At 68.1% G+C, this 16,490-nt stretch carries 16 protein-coding genes and 2 tRNA genes; 9 read left to right on the top strand and 9 right to left on the bottom strand.

Annotation, left to right across the window (positions count from 1 at the left end; all coding sequences use genetic code 11):
• Positions 1-226: 226 nt before the first annotated feature.
• A tRNA-Ile gene (locus EV652_RS02320) sits at positions 227-303 on the bottom strand.
• Between the two features lie 128 nt (positions 304-431).
• Here EV652_RS02320 and EV652_RS44455 point away from each other — a divergent pair.
• Complete coding sequence (locus tag EV652_RS44455) at positions 432-572, top strand: hypothetical protein (protein ID WP_199237959.1); 141 nt, start codon at positions 432-434, stop codon at positions 570-572.
• Positions 573-626: 54 nt separating this feature from the next.
• Here the strand turns inward: EV652_RS44455 and EV652_RS02315 are convergent, their stop codons facing one another.
• From EV652_RS02315 to EV652_RS02295, 5 genes are all read right to left on the bottom strand, one after another.
• Positions 627-1,865, bottom strand: coding sequence for an IS110 family RNA-guided transposase (locus EV652_RS02315; RefSeq protein ID WP_132207722.1), 1,239 nt, complete (start codon positions 1,863-1,865; stop codon positions 627-629).
• Positions 1,866-2,418: 553 nt separating this feature from the next.
• Positions 2,419-2,491, bottom strand: a tRNA-Asn gene (locus tag EV652_RS02310).
• 126 nt (positions 2,492-2,617) lie between these two features.
• The gene (locus EV652_RS02305) at positions 2,618-3,157 is read right to left on the bottom strand and encodes a hypothetical protein (RefSeq protein WP_132207253.1); all 540 of its coding nucleotides are present in this window, start codon (positions 3,155-3,157) and stop codon (positions 2,618-2,620) included.
• 84 nt (positions 3,158-3,241) lie between these two features.
• On the bottom strand, positions 3,242-4,129 hold the full coding sequence (locus EV652_RS02300; RefSeq protein ID WP_132207252.1) for a sigma-70 family RNA polymerase sigma factor: 888 nt from the start codon (positions 4,127-4,129) through the stop codon (positions 3,242-3,244).
• Between the two features lie 188 nt (positions 4,130-4,317).
• Positions 4,318-5,877, bottom strand: a complete 1,560-nt coding sequence (locus EV652_RS02295; RefSeq protein ID WP_132207251.1) for an amidohydrolase family protein — start codon at positions 5,875-5,877, stop codon at positions 4,318-4,320.
• Positions 5,878-6,011: 134 nt separating this feature from the next.
• Between EV652_RS02295 and EV652_RS02290 the strand changes: the two genes are divergently transcribed.
• From EV652_RS02290 to EV652_RS02280, 3 genes are read left to right on the top strand one after another with little or no spacing between them, the layout of a single operon-like run.
• Positions 6,012-6,743, top strand: a complete 732-nt coding sequence (locus EV652_RS02290; RefSeq protein ID WP_158441070.1) for a uracil-DNA glycosylase family protein — start codon at positions 6,012-6,014, stop codon at positions 6,741-6,743.
• Positions 6,744-6,802: 59 nt separating this feature from the next.
• Positions 6,803-7,672 carry an exodeoxyribonuclease III gene (locus EV652_RS02285; protein ID WP_242001503.1) on the top strand — a complete coding sequence of 290 codons (870 nt, stop codon included), beginning with the start codon at positions 6,803-6,805 and terminating at the stop codon, positions 7,670-7,672.
• Entirely contained in the window at positions 7,672-8,796 is a 1,125-nt protein-coding gene (locus EV652_RS02280; protein WP_132207248.1) for a hypothetical protein, read from the top strand. The genes EV652_RS02285 and EV652_RS02280 overlap by 1 nt, the downstream gene beginning before the upstream one ends.
• Here the strand turns inward: EV652_RS02280 and EV652_RS02275 are convergent.
• The gene (locus EV652_RS02275; RefSeq protein ID WP_132207247.1) at positions 8,789-9,289 is read right to left on the bottom strand and encodes a mycothiol transferase; all 501 of its coding nucleotides are present in this window, start codon (positions 9,287-9,289) and stop codon (positions 8,789-8,791) included. The two genes, EV652_RS02280 and EV652_RS02275, sit on opposite strands and share 8 nt — an antisense overlap.
• Positions 9,290-9,339: 50 nt before the next feature.
• Between EV652_RS02275 and EV652_RS02270 the strand changes: the two genes are divergently transcribed.
• Positions 9,340-10,371 (top strand): aldo/keto reductase, encoded by a 1,032-nt coding sequence (locus EV652_RS02270; protein ID WP_132207246.1) that lies wholly within the window; start codon positions 9,340-9,342, stop codon positions 10,369-10,371.
• Here the strand turns inward: EV652_RS02270 and EV652_RS02265 are convergent.
• Positions 10,352-10,933 carry a hypothetical protein gene (locus tag EV652_RS02265; RefSeq protein ID WP_132207245.1) on the bottom strand — a complete coding sequence of 194 codons (582 nt, stop codon included), beginning with the start codon at positions 10,931-10,933 and terminating at the stop codon, positions 10,352-10,354. The genes EV652_RS02270 and EV652_RS02265 overlap by 20 nt on opposite strands.
• A 23-nt stretch (positions 10,934-10,956) precedes the next feature.
• Here EV652_RS02265 and EV652_RS02260 point away from each other — a divergent pair, with 23 nt between their 5' ends.
• Positions 10,957-11,691, top strand: coding sequence for a DUF5995 family protein (locus EV652_RS02260; RefSeq protein ID WP_132207244.1), 735 nt, complete (start codon positions 10,957-10,959; stop codon positions 11,689-11,691).
• Here the strand turns inward: EV652_RS02260 and EV652_RS02255 are convergent.
• Positions 11,688-12,392, bottom strand: a complete 705-nt coding sequence (locus tag EV652_RS02255) for a M50 family metallopeptidase (protein ID WP_132207243.1) — start codon at positions 12,390-12,392, stop codon at positions 11,688-11,690. The genes EV652_RS02260 and EV652_RS02255 overlap by 4 nt on opposite strands.
• A gap of 238 nt (positions 12,393-12,630) precedes the next feature.
• Between EV652_RS02255 and EV652_RS02250 the strand changes: the two genes are divergently transcribed.
• From EV652_RS02250 to EV652_RS02240, 3 genes are read left to right on the top strand one after another with little or no spacing between them, the layout of a single operon-like run.
• Positions 12,631-14,778 (top strand): S41 family peptidase, encoded by a 2,148-nt coding sequence (locus EV652_RS02250; protein WP_242001502.1) that lies wholly within the window; start codon positions 12,631-12,633, stop codon positions 14,776-14,778.
• Between the two features lie 52 nt (positions 14,779-14,830).
• Positions 14,831-16,081, top strand: coding sequence for an aconitase X (locus EV652_RS02245; RefSeq protein WP_242001501.1), 1,251 nt, complete (start codon positions 14,831-14,833; stop codon positions 16,079-16,081).
• Positions 16,075-16,488: an aconitase X swivel domain-containing protein gene (locus EV652_RS02240; protein ID WP_132207242.1), complete on the top strand. Its 414-nt coding sequence runs from the start codon at positions 16,075-16,077 to the stop codon at positions 16,486-16,488. Before EV652_RS02245 ends, EV652_RS02240 begins: the two co-directional genes overlap by 7 nt.
• Positions 16,489-16,490 lie beyond the last annotated feature (2 nt).

Here is a 16,490-nt window from a genome sequence, read left to right as displayed (position 1 = left end):
ACCAACGTGCGCAACGGCGTCGTCACGGACTTCTTCGTAACGGGTTCTGGCCGGCGTATGCGCGCACTCGCATCGCCCCCCGAGGGGAGCACGGTGATGTTGCCACGCTGCCGCTCCCGCGGCTCCCGAAGCAGCCATACTCTGACGTTAATACGATTCATGTCACGGGCGGGTTTGGATCGGTCGCAGGTCACGGCCGAATGTGGCCGTGACCTGCAGTTATGCGTGGTAGGGCGGGCGGGACTCGAACCCGCGGCCCAGGGATTATGAGTCCCCTGCTCTAACCAGCTGAGCTACCGCCCCATGTCCGGCAGATCGTATCTGGTCTGGGTGGGTGGGCCATGAAACCAGGGGCGCGTCAGGGGTTTGACTGAGGGGTAGTTACCGGGGACCGGGCATGATGGAGGCAGGTCCCGACGAAGGGAAGACCGATGGGTTGGTTCATCATCCTCGTGCTCGTGGTGGGTGCGATCGCGGCGTACAAGTACCGCGTCCCGCTGCTGGCGAAGCTGACGGGGCAGCCGCAGCAGCGTATTCAGCGCGCCATCGACCGCCGCAAGGACAAGCCCTGAGTACCCGCCTCTGACGCGAAGATTCACCACGGTGGTCTTCGCGTCAGTGGCATTTCAGGACGCGTGGTCGAGGGTGACGCGGTAGCCCATGGCTTGGAGTTGTCGGATGGCTCGGGTGCGGGTGCGTTCGGGGTTGAGGCGGGTGTAGTAGTCGGCGCCGGGGTCGGTGTAGAGGGTGCCGGTGGTGGCCATGTGCCAGATCGCGATGAGCATGGAGTGCTGGATCGCGACGTTGGCCTTCTTGGGTCCGCGGCGGCTGGCGATGCGGCGGTAGCGGGCGCCGTAGTAGGTGCGCGGGTTCTGGGCGCAGGCCATCGCCGCGGCACCGAGGGCGCCTTGCAGGTAGGGGTTGCCCGGCCTGGTCTTGCTGGACTTCACCTTCCCGGCGGATTCGTTGTTCCCCGGTGTGGTGCCGGCCCAGGCAGCCAGATGCTTGGCGGTGGGGAAGCGGCTCATGTCGGCGCCGGTCTCGGCGATGATCACGTCGGCGGTCAGGGTGGCGATCCCGGGGATGGTGCAGCTCAGTGCCCGGAAGGCCTGAAAGGGCTCGATCACCTGCTCGATCCGGGCGGTGAGCTGGTTGATCGCGGCGGTGTGGCGGTCGATGAGGTCCAGATGCACCCGGGCCAGGAACGCGTGATGCTCGCCGAACCGCCCGTTCAGCGCCTCGGTCAACTCGGGGATCTTCGCCCGCAGCCGCCGCTTGGCCAGGTCAGCCAGAGCGGCCGGGTCGCGATCGCCGGCGATCAGGGCCTCCAGCATCGCCCGCCCCGCCACCCCGAGGATGTCGGAGGCGACCGCGGACAACTTGATGCCGGCGTCCTCGAGCAGCTTCTCCAGCCGCTGGGCCTCCCGGGCGCGTTCGCGGGTGATCGCCGTACGGGCCCTGGTCAGATCCCGCAACTGCCGGATCTCGGCCGGCGGCACGAACGAGCCCCGCACCAGCCCGTGCGCCCCCAACTGGGCCAGCCAGGTGGCATCCGCGACGTCGGTCTTGCGGCCCGGGACGGTCTTCACGTGGCGGGCGTTGACCAGCAGCACCTCCACACCGGGCAGGTCCTCGAGCAGGTAGTAGAACGGCTTCCAGTAGTCGCTGGTCGCCTCCATCACCACACACGTGACCTGCTGGGTGGCCAGATGATCGCGCAACGCGAGGATCTGACTGGTCATCGACCCCCACGTCGTGACCGTCTCCACCGTCTTCCGCCGACCCGCGCCGGCAACACGGACGCACACCTTCGCATCCTTCTTGGAGATGTCCAGCCCGGCACACCGACCATGCACCACTTCCATCGCCACCAACCCCCTCCCAAGACTCCACCCGAAGCGTCCGTCGCGGGGAGGGCAGGGAGAAGTTCAAAGTCTGACGCTCGGGCTCGATGGCACCAATCCACGGTTCCCGTGGAAGCCCTCCACCACCATGCTGACCTACAGGCTCACCGGCACCACAGAGGAATACGGGGTCGACCACGACGAACCCAACCAGTCTCAACCCCGCCAACAACCGGCGGCAACAACAACGCGGCGCCGAATCTTCGCGCACCATGGTGCGCCTCGAAGACGGCGCCGCGTTGCTGATCTGAGCTTTGGCTCTGTCGGCAGGTCTGCCGGCAGTTGACCGCCTGACGCGGTCAGGGCGCGTCACGCTGCGTGCCAGTCGGGGTTTCGTGCGCACAACAGCCCTCAGCCGGTCGGTTGAGGGCTGTTCGGTCTGCCCGGGGGCGGATTCAGGTCTGGGACGGCGCATGTGTGCGCTGGCGGTGGATGTTGGGCGGGTACGGCGTACGTCGTACCTCGGCTGGGGATGAAGAAAGCCGGTTTCTGGAGGGAAACCGGCTTCGTCTTGCTCCCGCGACTGGACTCGAACCAGTAACCTGCCGGTTAACAGCCGGCTGCTCTGCCAATTGAGCTACGCGGGATCGATGTGTATCTTGCCCCCGATCCCTGAGGACCTGAGTAGGTTAGCAGGCCAGGGTCGAACTACAAAAACGGGATTCCGGGGCTGGGAGGTTGGCTTCCGGGGCAGGTTTGGGGCCTGCTGTGGGTTAGATGCCGAACTCTTCGCGGACGGATTTGAGGGCGGCTTCGGCGGCGTCGACGACGCCGGGCTGGTCGGGCTCCAATCCCTTGTCCAGAACGACGTTCCAGGCGACCGGGGCGTCGGTGTCGGCCGGGTTGCGGCGGCCGACGACGCGGACGCCGCGCTTGCCGGACAGCGGGACGTGGCGCTGGACGACGATGCTGGCGTCGACGCGTTCGCGGAGGAGCTGGCCGAAGCGGCCCGGGTCCTCGACTTTCAGTTCGGTTGCGCGGAGTGGGGTGCCGAACGCGGTGGTCTCGTAGATGTGCATCAGTGATGCCTCGGAGTCCCAGCCGGCGCGCTCGATCTGCTCCCAGCCGACGCGGCGGACTGCGTCGGGGGAGTCGGTCGGGAGGTAGACGGCGGCGCGTGTACCGGCGACCCAGTGACCGTCGGTCAGCTGGACCGCGGCCAGGATGTCTTCCTTGCCGCCGGCCGCGTGCCTCGAGGTGGCGGTCACTGACTCGGTCAGTTCGCGGGGCCAAGTGGTGCGCCTGAATCTCACGCTCCCATCATTCCAGTTGGGCAAAGGGTCGTCGGGTGGGGTGCCGCTGCCGCAGCCGTCGGGGTGTGTGCGGGAGCGGCGGGGTTAAGCGGCGTAGTCGCGGAGGTGGTGGGTGGCTCGGCGGCGGAGGTGGCGGAGGGCTTCTCGTTCCAGGGTGCGGACCTCGTCGGGGGTGAGGTTGAGGGCGGTGGCGGTTTCGTCGGGGGTGGCGGGCGTGTGGCCGTTGAGGCCGTAGCGGTGGTGGATGACTTGGACGTGGAGGTCGTCCAGGAACTGGAGGTGGTGGGCGATGTCCCGGCGCAGGGCAGCGCGGAGTACGACGGCGTCGTCGTCGATCAGCGGCTCGGAGTCGTCCAGGTCGAGGGTCTCGGGGTGGATGCGCCACGCGTGGGCGCGTTCGACTCGGGCGACGGTGAGGCCGGCTGACGTGGCGAGCTCCGGGACAGTGGGTTCGCGGCCGAGGCGTTGGGTCAGGTCGTGCCGGATCGCTGCCAGGCGGCAGGCGTCGGTGTACGCCTGGGCCGGCATCCGCACCAGCCGGGATCTGTCCGAGATCGCGCGCCCGATCGACTGGCGGATCCACCAGATCGCGTACGTCGAGAAGCGGTTGCCGAGCCGGTGGTCGAACCGCTCGACCGCACGCATCAGCCCGATGTTGCCTTCCTGGATGAGGTCGAGCAACGAGATGCCCTTGCCGGTATAACGCTTGGCGAGCGACACGACCAGCCGCAGGTTGCTCTCGATCATCCGCCGCCGCGAACGCTTCCCGAGGGCGACCACCTGCCGCAGCTCGGCGGGGTCGTGCCGGCCGGGCTCGCCGGCCTCCAGCCGCTCGGCTGCGAGCAGCCCGGCCTCGATCCAGTACGAGTGCTCGTTGACTTCCTCCAGGGTCAGTAGTTCGTGGTGTCCGATGTCGCGCAGGTAGGCGACCAGCGCGGTCACGTCGGCGGGTTCACAGTCGAGCTCGGCCATCCGTTCCCCTCTCTTCGTCAAAGAGAGTGCCGTGATCAGGCCGCTCCGAACGCACTGACTTTCCGTCGGTGGATAACTACCCGAGGTCATCGGATCTGCTCTGTGGATAAAGGGCTTCGCCGCCGCGGTGGGGCGTATCATCCGCCAGTTGCGCCGCGGTCCGCTCGTCGTACAGCGGGGAGTGCGGGCTAGGCGTAGGTGCGGAGGCCGGAGAGGAGGCCGTTGTGGAAGGGGTTGGCGTCTACGGTGTCGAACCAGGTGCGGCCGGTGGTGAGGGGTTCGAACGGCGGGATAGTGACAGCGACGGGAGTCGCGCCGGCCGGGCCTCGGCGGCGGACCTCGGAGTCCAGCTCCGGGGCCGGCATGTCGGGGAGGAGGACGAAGGTGTCGCTGCCCACCAGATCCGCAGGACCGTAGGCGGTGACGAGTGCGTTGAAGGCTGCTTGGTCGGCGGCTGCCAGCGCGGCGAATGTGTCGGCAGCTCGGATGGCAGCCGCTGAGGGATCCTGACGGATCTGCTCGAGTTCGGTGATCACTGACTTCCAGGTGACCAAAGGGTCGCCGTAGTCGATCGAGCGGGAGAGGCGACCCACCGAGATCGAGGTCGCCTTCGGCGCCAGCGGCTTCATGAGTGACTGGAGTCCGTAGCGGGCTCGCCCGCCGATCACGACCAGGCGGATATCGGGTTCCGTCGCCGCGATCAGGTTGCGGTGGACGTCGGCGTGATCCCGTCGTACGACGATCAGGTCGGCCAGCGCACCTCGTTCGATCCGGCCGAGCGGATGCGGCCAGACGCCGGACAACGCCTCACCGGGGTTGGACGTTGCCAGCTGCACCAGTTCCTCGTCCGTGAACACCGGCGAAGGCTGTGCCTTGTTCCACAGATCGGCGACCTTCAACTCCCACAGGACATTGTGGGTGCCCGACGGTGCCCAGTCCGACCCGATGCAGAGTCGTACGCCGGCCGCCTTCGCACTCGCGACGTCGGCAGTCGCGCCGTACAGCCAGTAGTTGGAGAAAGGCGACCAGACCAGACTCGAATTCCCGTCCCGCATCCGGGCGAAATCGGCCGCGGTCAGCGCGCCGCCGTGAATGGCGACCAGTTGTGGTGTGACCACGCCGACCTCGTCCAGCAGCTGGAACTCCTTGCGCAGCTTGGGATCCGACCCCTCGGCCGAGTGCGCGATGAATCCCCGGCCCTGCTGGACGGCGGCGGCGTACGGCGCCAGCGCTTCTTTGCTGTCGGCAACGAGTGTGCTGACCCGGATGAAGTCGTCATGGGTGCCGAGCTTCTCCGAGTCGACGTTGCGGATCAGATCGTTGTCCGGTGGTACGGCGCCCCGCGGGTTGCCCTGGATCGACGTCGTACCGCCGACGATCGCGCGCGTCTCGACGTACCTCAGTAAGGCGCGACCGGCCGCGGCGCCGAGCAGTCGGGCGGGCTGGCTGATCTGCGAGCTGTACGTCGGTGCGCGGCCCCACTGATTGTGGGAGGTCCACGGCTCCGAGCGGGACGGCTCGGTCCACAGCGGCAGGCTGTTGTACATCAGATGGTTGTGCAGGTCGATCAGACCGGGATAGATGAGGCCACCCGCGACGATGTGCGGCGCGTTCTCGAAACCGCTGGGTACGGCGTCGGTCGGGGTGACCGCCGCGATCAGTCCGTCGTCGCCGACATACACCGCGCCCTGGTCGAGCACCTGTCCGTCCGGCCGCATCGTCACCACGGTTCCGCGCAGTACAAACATCGTCCCTCCCGTTTTACAATCCCCGTGCCGCCCCTGTTCACGAGCGTAGGTCACGAATCGATGAGGGGGAGGTATTCGCGATGGCCGATTTCGATCCGGGCCCGCCGGCCACGGTGGCGCGACACTTAGCGAAAATGCCCAGTTATGCGGATTACCGTGAACTGTTCTGGCACGACTGGGGCCCGGTGTTCTACCGCGGCCGGCTGAATCGCACCGCCCGGCTGCTGGCGATCGCGTCCGATCCCGGGCCGACCGAGCGGATCGCCGGGCGGACGCTGGTGGGGGACGCCGGCCAGCGCGTGCAGGGGTTCCTGACCAAAGTCGGTCTGACCCGCAGCTACGCACTCGTCAACGCTTACGCGTATGCATTGTTGCCGTCGCGGGCTCAGCAGGCGGCGCCGCTGTTGTCGCAACCCGATCACCTGGCGTGGCGCAACACCTTGCTGGAGATGATCACCGGTCCGCAGTTGCAGGCCATCGTCGCGTTCGGGACTCAGGCCCGGTCGGCGGTTCGGCTCTGGGACGACAAGCCCGATGTGCCGGTGTTCGAGGTGCCGCATCCGTCGAGTCGCAGCCCGAAGGTTCTGCTGGACAGTTGGCGCGAGGCGGTCACGGAGTTGCGGACCCTCGTCACGCCCGACTCCGACGGTGATCCCTCGGTGCCGAACTACGGTCCGAAGTTCCTCGAGTCCGACTACGCCTGCATCCCGGCTCGCGACCTGCCGTTCGGTGTACCGCCGTGGCTGGGTAACGACGCATGGGGTCGCAAGGACACGCCGAGGCACAACAACAGCGTGGAACGCCCGTCGACCGACCTCCGCAACACGCTGGTCTGGCGAGCCCCGAAGCAGGCCGTGAGCCCGTAAGCACATCCACCGACGGCCTAGGACCTGAAATGGTCCGTGCTGGGGTCTACCGTGGTCGGGTGCGAGTAGCGACGTGGAATGTGAACTCGGTCAAGCAACGGCTGCCGCGGTTGCTGGGGTGGTTGGACGAGCGGCAGCCGGACGTGGTGTGCCTGCAGGAGACGAAGCTCGCGGACGACGCGTTCACCGACTTGCTCGGCGCAGAGCTGTCCGCCCGAGGCTACGAGACGGCCCTGTACGGCGAAGTGCAGTGGAACGGAGTCGCTCTACTGTCGAAGGTCGGGCTGGAGGACGTGGAGACCGGGGTGGCCGGTGCGCCCGGCTTCCCGAACCCCGAGGCTCGTGCGGTCGCGGCGACCTGTGGCGGCATCCGCATCTACTCGCTCTACGTGCCGAACGGTCGCGTCCCGGAATCCGACCACTACCACTACAAGCTCGCGTGGCTGGCGGCTCTCAAAGAGGTCGTCGCGGCCGGCCCCGCCGACCAGATCGTCTGCGGCGACATGAACATCGCCCCGACCGACGCCGACGTCTTCGATCCGGCGGCGTACGTCGGTCAGACTCATGTGACCGCGCCGGAGCGGCAGGCGCTGGCCGATCTGATGTCGGCCAAGGGCCTGCACGACGTCGTCCGCGACCGCTGGCCCGACAACCGTATCTTCAGCTACTGGGACTACCGCGCCGGCATGTTCCACCAGGACCTCGGCATGCGCATCGACCTGATGCTCGCGACCGAGCCGGTCGCCGACCGGGTCAAGGCCGCGTGGATCGATCGCAAGGCCCGCAAGGGCACCGGCCCGAGCGACCACGCGCCGGTCATGCTCGACCTCGACGTCGCGCCGGACGGCGACATCGGCCCGGTCGTGCCGCCGCCGTCCGCACCGCGGAGCGGTCGCAAGACCACCACCAAACTCCCGCAGAACCGTTGATGCGTCGTCTAGCGGTCGCCGCCCTCGTCGGCACGTTGGCGATCCTTGCCGCCTGCAGCGACGACAAGCCGCCCACACCGCCGCCCGTCGCCTGGACGAAGGTCGACGTCGGCGCGGAGCCCGTCGTACTCACCGAACACGGCGATCAGGTCCTGGTCGGCCTGCGTCATCGTGGCGCCAAGGTCGTCCCCGAGCTCGTCCTGCTCGACGGTGACCAGCGCAAGCCGATCGCGGTCAAGCCGAACCCCGCGAGCCCGTACGCCTTCGAAGCGATCTGGTACTCGATCGCGTACGACGGCAAGCAGTTGCTCGCCCTCGGGGGAGCGGCCGGTGGTGCGCACTCGAACGTGCGCTGGACGGTGTGGACCGGTTCGGTCCAGACCGGCCTGGTCGAGCATCCGCAGGAGTTCAACACATTCGGCGGCCAGACCGCCGGTGCCCTCTTCAGTGCGGTCATCACGCCGAGCGGCCGCGCCTTGCTCGGCTCCTGGGGCGGTGTCGAGACCGGGAACGACGCCGCGGTCTGGCTGCCGGAGAGCGATGCCAAGTGGATCCGGCAGAACCCGGCGAAGACGGCGCTGCAGAGTACGCCGTCGCTCCTGGTGGGACCGAGTTTCGGTACGACGCTCGGCGACAGCCTCGTGCTCGTCGGGTCCCAGGTCCGGCTCGCGCCGAACGTGGTCGCCCAGGAGGCCGCGGTCTGGTGGTCGACCAAGCTCAACCAGGGGTGGCGCGCGATCGCGCTGCCTGAGCCGGGCAACCGTAGTCAGGCGGTGACAGCGTCCTGTACGCCGACGTCCTGCCTGGTCTCCGGGTACGTCGACAACAAGTTGGCACTCTGGCACGTGGAGCGCAGTGGCCCCGCCAAACGGATGACCGGCGTGCCGGACATCCCGGTCGGGGACAAGGACAAGCTGCCGCCGCCGATGGTCGTCGGCGATAAATTCGTCCAGATCGTTGCGCAGGACAACAAGGTGAAGGTGGTCAGCGGGTACGACGGCAGCTGGACCGTGCGGGAGTCGAGCGGCGGCCCGGAAGGTCCTGTCACCGATGCCGCCCTCACCGACGCCGGCAAGCTCTACCTGATCGCCGGCACGTCTCTCTGGCAGACCACGCTCAACTGAGCAGACCCTTCACGTACGCCGCCTGCCCCGCGTGCTGGTCGCAGTCGTTGATCACGCTGACCAGCCGCACGCCGAGCGTGACCGGCGGGTTCCACCGGCGGTCGACGATCCGGTCCAGGCCCTCGTCGGTGACCGACTCCAGGAACTCGACCGTGCGCGCGTGCACCGCGTCGTAGTACCCGAGCAGTTGCTCGGCCGAGAGCTGGACCAGCGCTACCTGCTCCGGGGTGTGCGCGTACCCGGTGTCGGCGGGCTCCAGCGGGAGTCCGAGCCGTTCGTGCCAGCCGCCGGCGGTATGGACCTGTTCGTACCCGCCGGCGTCGGCCAGGTGGTCGTCCTGGACCCGGGTCAGGTGCCAGACCAGCCACGCGATCGAGTTGGCCGTCTCGCCCGGCCGGGTCGCGAGCGATTTGTCGTCGAGACCCTGGACGACGTCGTGCACGACCTCCTGGATCCGGCTGTGTGCGTCGATCAGCAGTTCACTCGTCTTCATGAAGGCCACCGTAGTCTGCGGTTGGGACAGTTCTGAGAAAGGGAGCAACCGTGGAATATCGCACTCTGGGCGCGAGCGGCGCCGTCGTCTCCACCTACGCCCTCGGCACCATGACGTTCGGCAACGAGACCGACGAGGCCGGCTCGCACGCGCAGCTGGACCGGTACGTCGAGGCCGGCGGCAACCTCATCGACACCGCCGACGTCTACACCGCCGGCACCTCCGAGGACATCATCGGCCGCTGGCTGGCGAAGAGCTCCGCCCGCGACGACGTCGTCCTCGCCACCAAGGGCCGGTTCCCGACCGGCGACTCACCCAACGACGTCGGCACCTCCCGCCGGCACCTGCGCCGCGCCCTCGACGCGTCGCTCAGCCGCCTCGGCGTGGATCACGTCGACCTCTACCAGTTGCACGCGTGGGACCCGGTCACACCGCTCGAGGAGACGCTCGGGTTCCTGGAGGACGCCGTACGCGCGGGGAAGATCTCGTACGCCGGTCTGTCCAACTTCACCGGGTGGCAGCTGCAGAAGGCGTGCGACCTGATCGACCGGCGCGGGTGGTCGCGGCTCGTCACGCTCCAACCGCAGTACAACCTGCTGGTCCGTGAGATCGAGTGGGAGATCGTCCCGGCCGCGCAGGACAACGGGCTCGGTCTGCTGCCGTGGTCGCCGCTGGGAGGTGGCTGGCTGACCGGGAAGTACTCGTTCGACGAGGAGCCGACCGGCGCGACCCGCCTGGGTGAGAACCCGGACCGCGGTGTCGAGTCCTGGCACCGCCGCAGCCGCAACCAGCGCGTCCGCGACGTGGTCGATGCGGTTCGCGAGATCGCGGAGGCCCGGGGCATCTCCATGGCCCAGGTAGCGCTCGCGTGGCTGGTCGACCGGCCTGCGATCACCTCGGTCATCCTCGGTGCACGCACCCTCGAGCAGCTCGATGACAACCTCGCCGCCGCCGACCTCCACCTCACCGAGGACGAGACGGCGAAGCTCAACGAGGCCAGCGATCCAGGTGCTGCCGACTACCCGTACGGCGGCCCGGGCACCGACCAGCGAGACCGCCCGATCACGGGCGGTCGGGCCTGACCTCGACTGCAGTCCGGAGAGCGGCGTACGACGCCACCAGCGCCCGCCGCTCTCCGGCGAGCAGCGGGTCGTCGCGACGGCACCCTGCCTTGACCCAACGGTCGGACAGATCCATCGCCTCGACCCGCTTGCGTGCGGCCGGGCGGATCGCTTCGCGCTTGGCGTCGTACGCATAGCTGTAGAGGTCGACCAGCGCGTCCTCGAGTTGCTCCTCGGGGCCGTCGCGGTGGATGCGCCACCACTCGACCTCGAGCCGGGCCGCCTGCGCAGGGTCGAGATCGAGCCCGTGTTCCTGGACGACGAGCTCGAAGAACCGGCGCATGTAGGCACGGGCCGCGTCCGGCTCGTTGTCGGGATACGGTGCCCAAACCTGGTTGGCGCGCAGTACGAACCAGGCTCCGAGTACGGTCCGGCGCGGCGTCATCCCGAAGGCGGCTCCGACCAGCCCGACGGAGGCGACGAGGAAGCGACGCCAGTCGTGCAGGTAGTACGCAGTCCAGGCGTCAGTCTCGCGGTTGCCGACGACAACCGGGTCGAACGACCGTGGTCCAGAAGCCCCCATGAGCCCCCCTCTGAGGAGATCCGATGAACGATGGTATTCCCGGAGTGGTCGCCCGGATGCAGCAGCGGCTGGACGAACTGCCGAAGGAGCTCAACCATCGGCAGATCTTCCTCGGCACCTACCTGCGGACCACTCAGGCGGTGGGAACGGCGATCGAGCAGGCGCGCTTCGAGGACCCTGAGTGGGTGGCGGACTGGGACGTGAAGTTCGCCGAGCTCTACCTGGACGCTCACGACGCAGATCTGGCCGGCCGGAGCACCGCTCGGCCTTGGCGGCTCGCGTTCGACGCACCTGCCGAGCTGCCGCCGCTGCGGCATGTCCTGCTCGGGATCAACGCGCACGTCAACTACGACCTACCGCAAGGTCTCCTGGCGGTGATCAGCGACGAGGACTTCACCGACTCGCGGCTGATGGAGCGGCGCCGCCGCGACCACGAGCGAATCGACGGCGTACTCGCGGAACGCGTCGGTGCGGAAGACGATCAGCTCGGGGGCGCCAGGAGCCTGGTGGACCGCGTCCTCACCCCACTCAACCGACTCTCGTCGCAGCGCTTCCTTCGCGAGTCCCGCCAGAAGGTCTGGCACAACACCGCCGAATTGCAACGCGCCCGACTCGACGGCCCAACGGCGTACGCGACCCGCCTCGACGAGCTGGAACTCCTCAGCGCCGCCAAGATCGCCGACCTCCTCCGACCCGGCCAGGTGCTCGTCCGCCTCGCGATCACCGGCTTCGGCGTGACGCTCCCACCACCGGCCTAGCCCGGTAGGACACCCGACCACACAACGCCGAGCGCGAGACACCCGAGCGTCACCAGGCCGAAGACTCCGACCCACATCAACGCGGGTACGCCGGTCAGTCGCCGCAGCTGATCGGCGTCGGAACTCCGGCCGCCACCACCTCGGCGCGAGTGCTGCAGCTCGAGCACGGCGCGAGGCGCGGCCAACAGCAGGAACCACGTCAGCACATGTGCGAACGCGGACTGCACGTCCGGCGATCCCCACCAGGACACCGCGAAGACGACCGCGCCGAAGACGAGCACCGACCAGAGACCGTAGAGATTGCGGATCTGCAGCAGCAGGATCACCAACGCGAGCAACAGTCCCCAGAGCAGCGCAACGGCGTACCCACGACTGAGCACGAACGCCGCAGCCAACCCGAACAGTGCCGGTCCTGGGTAGCCGGCCAGTAGTACGGCGATCATGCCCGGACCGGTCGGATGACCACGCGACACCGTGACTCCGGAGGTGTCGGAGTGCAGCCGGATCCCGGCCAGCTTCCGCCCGACGAGCGCAGCGATCAGTCCGTGCGCACCCTCGTGCGCGATCGTCACCACCTGCCGCGTGTGCCGCCAGATCGGCCGCCACGCGATCAGCAGCAGCGCGGCGATCCCGGTGCCGATCACCACCCGGAGCGACGGCTCCGGCTGCACCGACGTCAAGCTGTCCCAGACCTCGTTCATCGCCCCATCCTTACAGCCACGTGGTCAACTGCTGACGGGAAGGGGATGTGGACGGTCACGCGCTCCTTCAGTTGACGCCTCGGTTGCCCGTACGACGCAATCCGCGCCGGCTCGTGGCAGACCGGTCGACTCAACGAGCCGAGGGCGTTGACATCGTGCGGTGCGCGGACGACGGTTGAGGAATCGCGGCCCGGGGAGGGGCTGCCGCATTGGGGGAGAGATGTCACAGCCACGCACGATGAAGTCCACTGCCAAGAAGACGACGGCGAAGAAGGCCAGCACCGCCAAGAAGACCAGTACCGGCAAGAAGACGAGCACAGCCAAGAGGACGAGCACAGCCAAGAAGACGAGCACAGCCAAGAGGACGAGCACCGCCAAAAAGGCCACGGCCAAGCGGACAACCGCAAGCAAGCGGGCGGCCAAGCAGACCATGGCGAGCACCACCGGGACCCGCGCGACCAGGACGCAAGCCACCCGGGCCGCCGCGGTCGAGGGTGCGGCCGCCGTACCGCTGCCAGACTTCCTCGCCTCGGCCGGCACGTTGACGCTCGGGCAGCGGAAACTGCTCGTCGACCAGGCGTTGCTGATCCTCGACCAGAACTACGTGCACCTGCCGCTGAAGGCCGCGATGCATGCGGTCAACCCACTGCAGCGGTTGCGCGTGATGCGTGCGCGGATGGAGCGCCAGACCGCCGAGACGATGGAACCCGAGTGGATGTTCCACCGGCAGATGTCGAGCATCTTCCACTCGGTCCGCGACCTGCACACCAACTACCTACTGCCGGTCCCGTTCGCCGGCAAGATCGCCTTCCTGCCGTTCATGATCGAGAAGTGCTACGACGGAGCCGGCGAGGAGCACTACCTGATCACCCGGACCGTCACCGGCTACTCGGCTCCGCAGTTCGGCCCCGGTGCCGAGGTGACGCACTGGAACGGTACGCCGATCGCCCGCGCCGTGGCCCTGAACGGCGCGCAGTTCGCCGGCAGCAACGACGCGGCCAACCTGGCGCGCGGCCTGGAGTCGCTCACCCTGCGACCGTTGGTGATCCAGTCGCCGCCGGACGAGGACTGGGTGAACCTCACCTACATCGGTCTCGACGGCTCGACCCAGGAGCTGCGCGAGCAGTGGAAGGTCACCACCAACCTTCCGCCGATGACAGACCTGGACGCGGTCAGCGAGACGTCCGCATCGATGGGCCTGGACCTGGACTCCGACGAGAAGGCCCGGGCGAAGAAGGCTCTCTACGTGCGCGACGTGGTCGAGTTGGAAGACGGCCAGAGTTCGGCCGAGTTGAAGACGCCGGCCGCGGTCGGCGGCGCGGATCTGCCGACCACGATGCCCGGTGTGTTCCGGGCCCGCGAGGCGGTCACGCCGTCCGGGACCTTCGGGCATCTGCGGATCTTCACCTTCAGCGTGCAAGACCCGGTCGCGTTCCGGGACGAGTTCGTCAGGCTTGCCGGCCTGCTGCCGCAGCGTGGTCTGATCGTCGACGTTCGCGACAACGGCGGTGGCCACATCTACGCCAGCGAGTTCACTCTGCAGACGCTGACACCGCGGTACATCTCGCCGGAGCCGGTGCAGTTCATCAGTACGTCGCTCAACCTGAGGATCTGCCGTCGGCACAAGGACAATCCGGCCGGGATCGACCTCGGACCGTGGTTCGACTCGCTCGACCTGGCAACCGAGACCGGTGCGGCGTACTCGGCCGCGAAGCCGATCACCCCCGAGGACGGCGCGAACGACATCGGCCAGACGTACCACGGCCCGGTGGTGCTGATCACCGACGCCCGGGTGTACTCGGCGACCGACATCTTCGCCGCCGGGTTCGCCGACCACGAGATCGGCACCATCCTCGGCGTCGACGACAACACCGGCGCGGGCGGCGCGAACGTCTGGACCCATGGGTTGCTCGCCGCGCTGCTGAACGAACCACCGCCACCGGACTCGACCTCGCCGTACGAGGCGCTGCCGAACGGTGCCAACATGCGCGTCTCGATCCGCCGCACCCTCCGGGTCGGTCAACTGTCCGGCACCCCGGTGGAAGACCTCGGCATCCGGCCGCACGAGACCCACAAGATGACGCAGGCCGACCTGCTCGAAGGCAACGTCGACCTGCTGGCCAAGGCCGGCTCGCTGCTGGCGGCGATGCCGCACCGGAGTCTCGGCGTGACCACGTCCTTCAGCGGTACGACGCTCACCGTGACGCTGAACGTGGAAGGGATCGACCGGGTCGACCTGTACCTGGACAACCGGCCGATCAGCTCCGAGGACCTCACCGGCGCGCCGCTCAGCATCGACATCCTGGAGGTCACGCCGGGCCAGTCGCTCAGAGCTGACGGATACAAGGCGGGTGCGCTGGTGGCCTCCCGCCGCCGCACCGTCTGAATCTCGAACCATCCGAAGATCGTCGATCATCTGAGGATGTAACTTTCGGATTGTGGACAATCTGCGCCTGACCGCCGAGGAAGAACGAATGCTCGGCGGTCAGGACGGCGACGGTGTCGCACTCGCGCTGCGGGTGATCGTCAGCCTGGCCCGGATCGAGGGTGCGCCGCGGCTGGTCGAGATCACCTCCGCCCACGTCGACTCGTGCCTGTACCACGGCCAGGTCAGCCTCGACTTCGCCCACAAACTGGTCGAGCTCGGCGCGAAGGTCCGCGTCCCGACCACCCTGAACGTCGGCTCGATGGACCTCCTGCATCCCGGCCTGATCCGCACCGGCACCGACGCCGAACGCGAGATCGCCCTCCGCGGCCGCGAGTTGATGTCCGCGTACGTCGATCTCGGCTGCACGCCGACGTGGACCTGCGCGCCGTACCAACTCCCGAACCGTCCCGGTCTCGGCGAGCATGTCGCGTGGGCGGAGTCCAACGCGATCGTGTTCGCCAACTCGGTCCTCGGTGCCAGGACCGATCGGTACGGCGACTTCCTCGACATCTGCGCCGCGATCACCGGGCGAGCGCCGTACTCCGGACTGCAGACGACCGAGGCGCGGCGCGGGACCGTGGTCTTCGACTGTCGGTCGCTCGGCGATCGGTTCCTGCGGTCCGACCTGGCGTACCCGTTGCTCGGACATCACGTCGGCTCGTTGGTGGGCAGCGAAATCCCTGTGCTGGTTGGGATTCCCGAGGATGTGAGCGAGGACCGTCTGAAGGCGTTCGGCGCCGCGGCCGCGTCGGCCGGGGGAGTCGCACTCTTCCACGTCGTCGGCGTCACCCCGGAGGCGCCGACCGGCTCGCTCGATCACCTGCCGCGATACGACGTCGACCTCGAGACGATGCGCGCCACCCGGCGGAGATTGTCGACAATCGCATCGGGTGCGCTCGACGCGGTGAGTGTCGGTACTCCGCATGCGTCGTACGCCGAATGTCTACAACTGGCCGATCTTCTCCGGGACGGGCCACCTCTCCAGGTGCCCTTCTACCTGTCCACCGGGCGGGCGACGCGAGCTCGCGCCGAGGACACCGGAGTGCTGGAGACTCTCGAGTCCGCCGGTGTCACGGTCGTGGTGGACACCTGCACGTACGTGACCTCGATCCTGTCGCCGGCCTGGAAGAACGTGATGACGAACTCCGGAAAGTGGGCGCACTACGCACCGGGCAACATCGGCGTCGACGTCGTCATCGGATCGCTGGCGGAATGTGTGGCCTCCGCCCGCGCTGGAAAGGTCGTACTCGACGCATGGTGATCCACGCGCGCACCCTCAACCCCGGCACGGCATCGGGCGAGCCCATCAGATTGACCGCGCCGTTGTCGTTCTGGGGTGGCACCGACGAGCAGGGTCGCATCGTCGACGCGCATCACCCGCAGTGCGGCACGGTCCTGGCCGGTCGCGTGCTGGTGATGGAGTCCGGCCGAGGTTCCAGTTCCGCGTCCAGCGTGCTCGCCGAGCAGATCCGCGCCCGCACCGGACCGGCCGCGATCATCCTCGCCCGTCCCGACACGATCATCGCCCTGGGTGCCCTCGTCGCCCATGAGCTCTACGGCCTCGCGACTCCGGTGATCGTCGTCGATCGGCCCGCGTACGACGACCTGCCGACCGACCGGCTCCTGCGCGTCGAGGCCGATCTGCTCGACGCCACGATCACTTGGTGACT

The organism is Kribbella steppae (assembly GCF_004342025.1).
Taxonomy (GTDB): Bacteria; Actinomycetota; Actinomycetes; order Propionibacteriales; family Kribbellaceae; genus Kribbella; species Kribbella steppae.
Note: the sequence above shows the minus strand (reverse complement) of the source record. Positions and strands in the feature narration are given on the sequence as shown.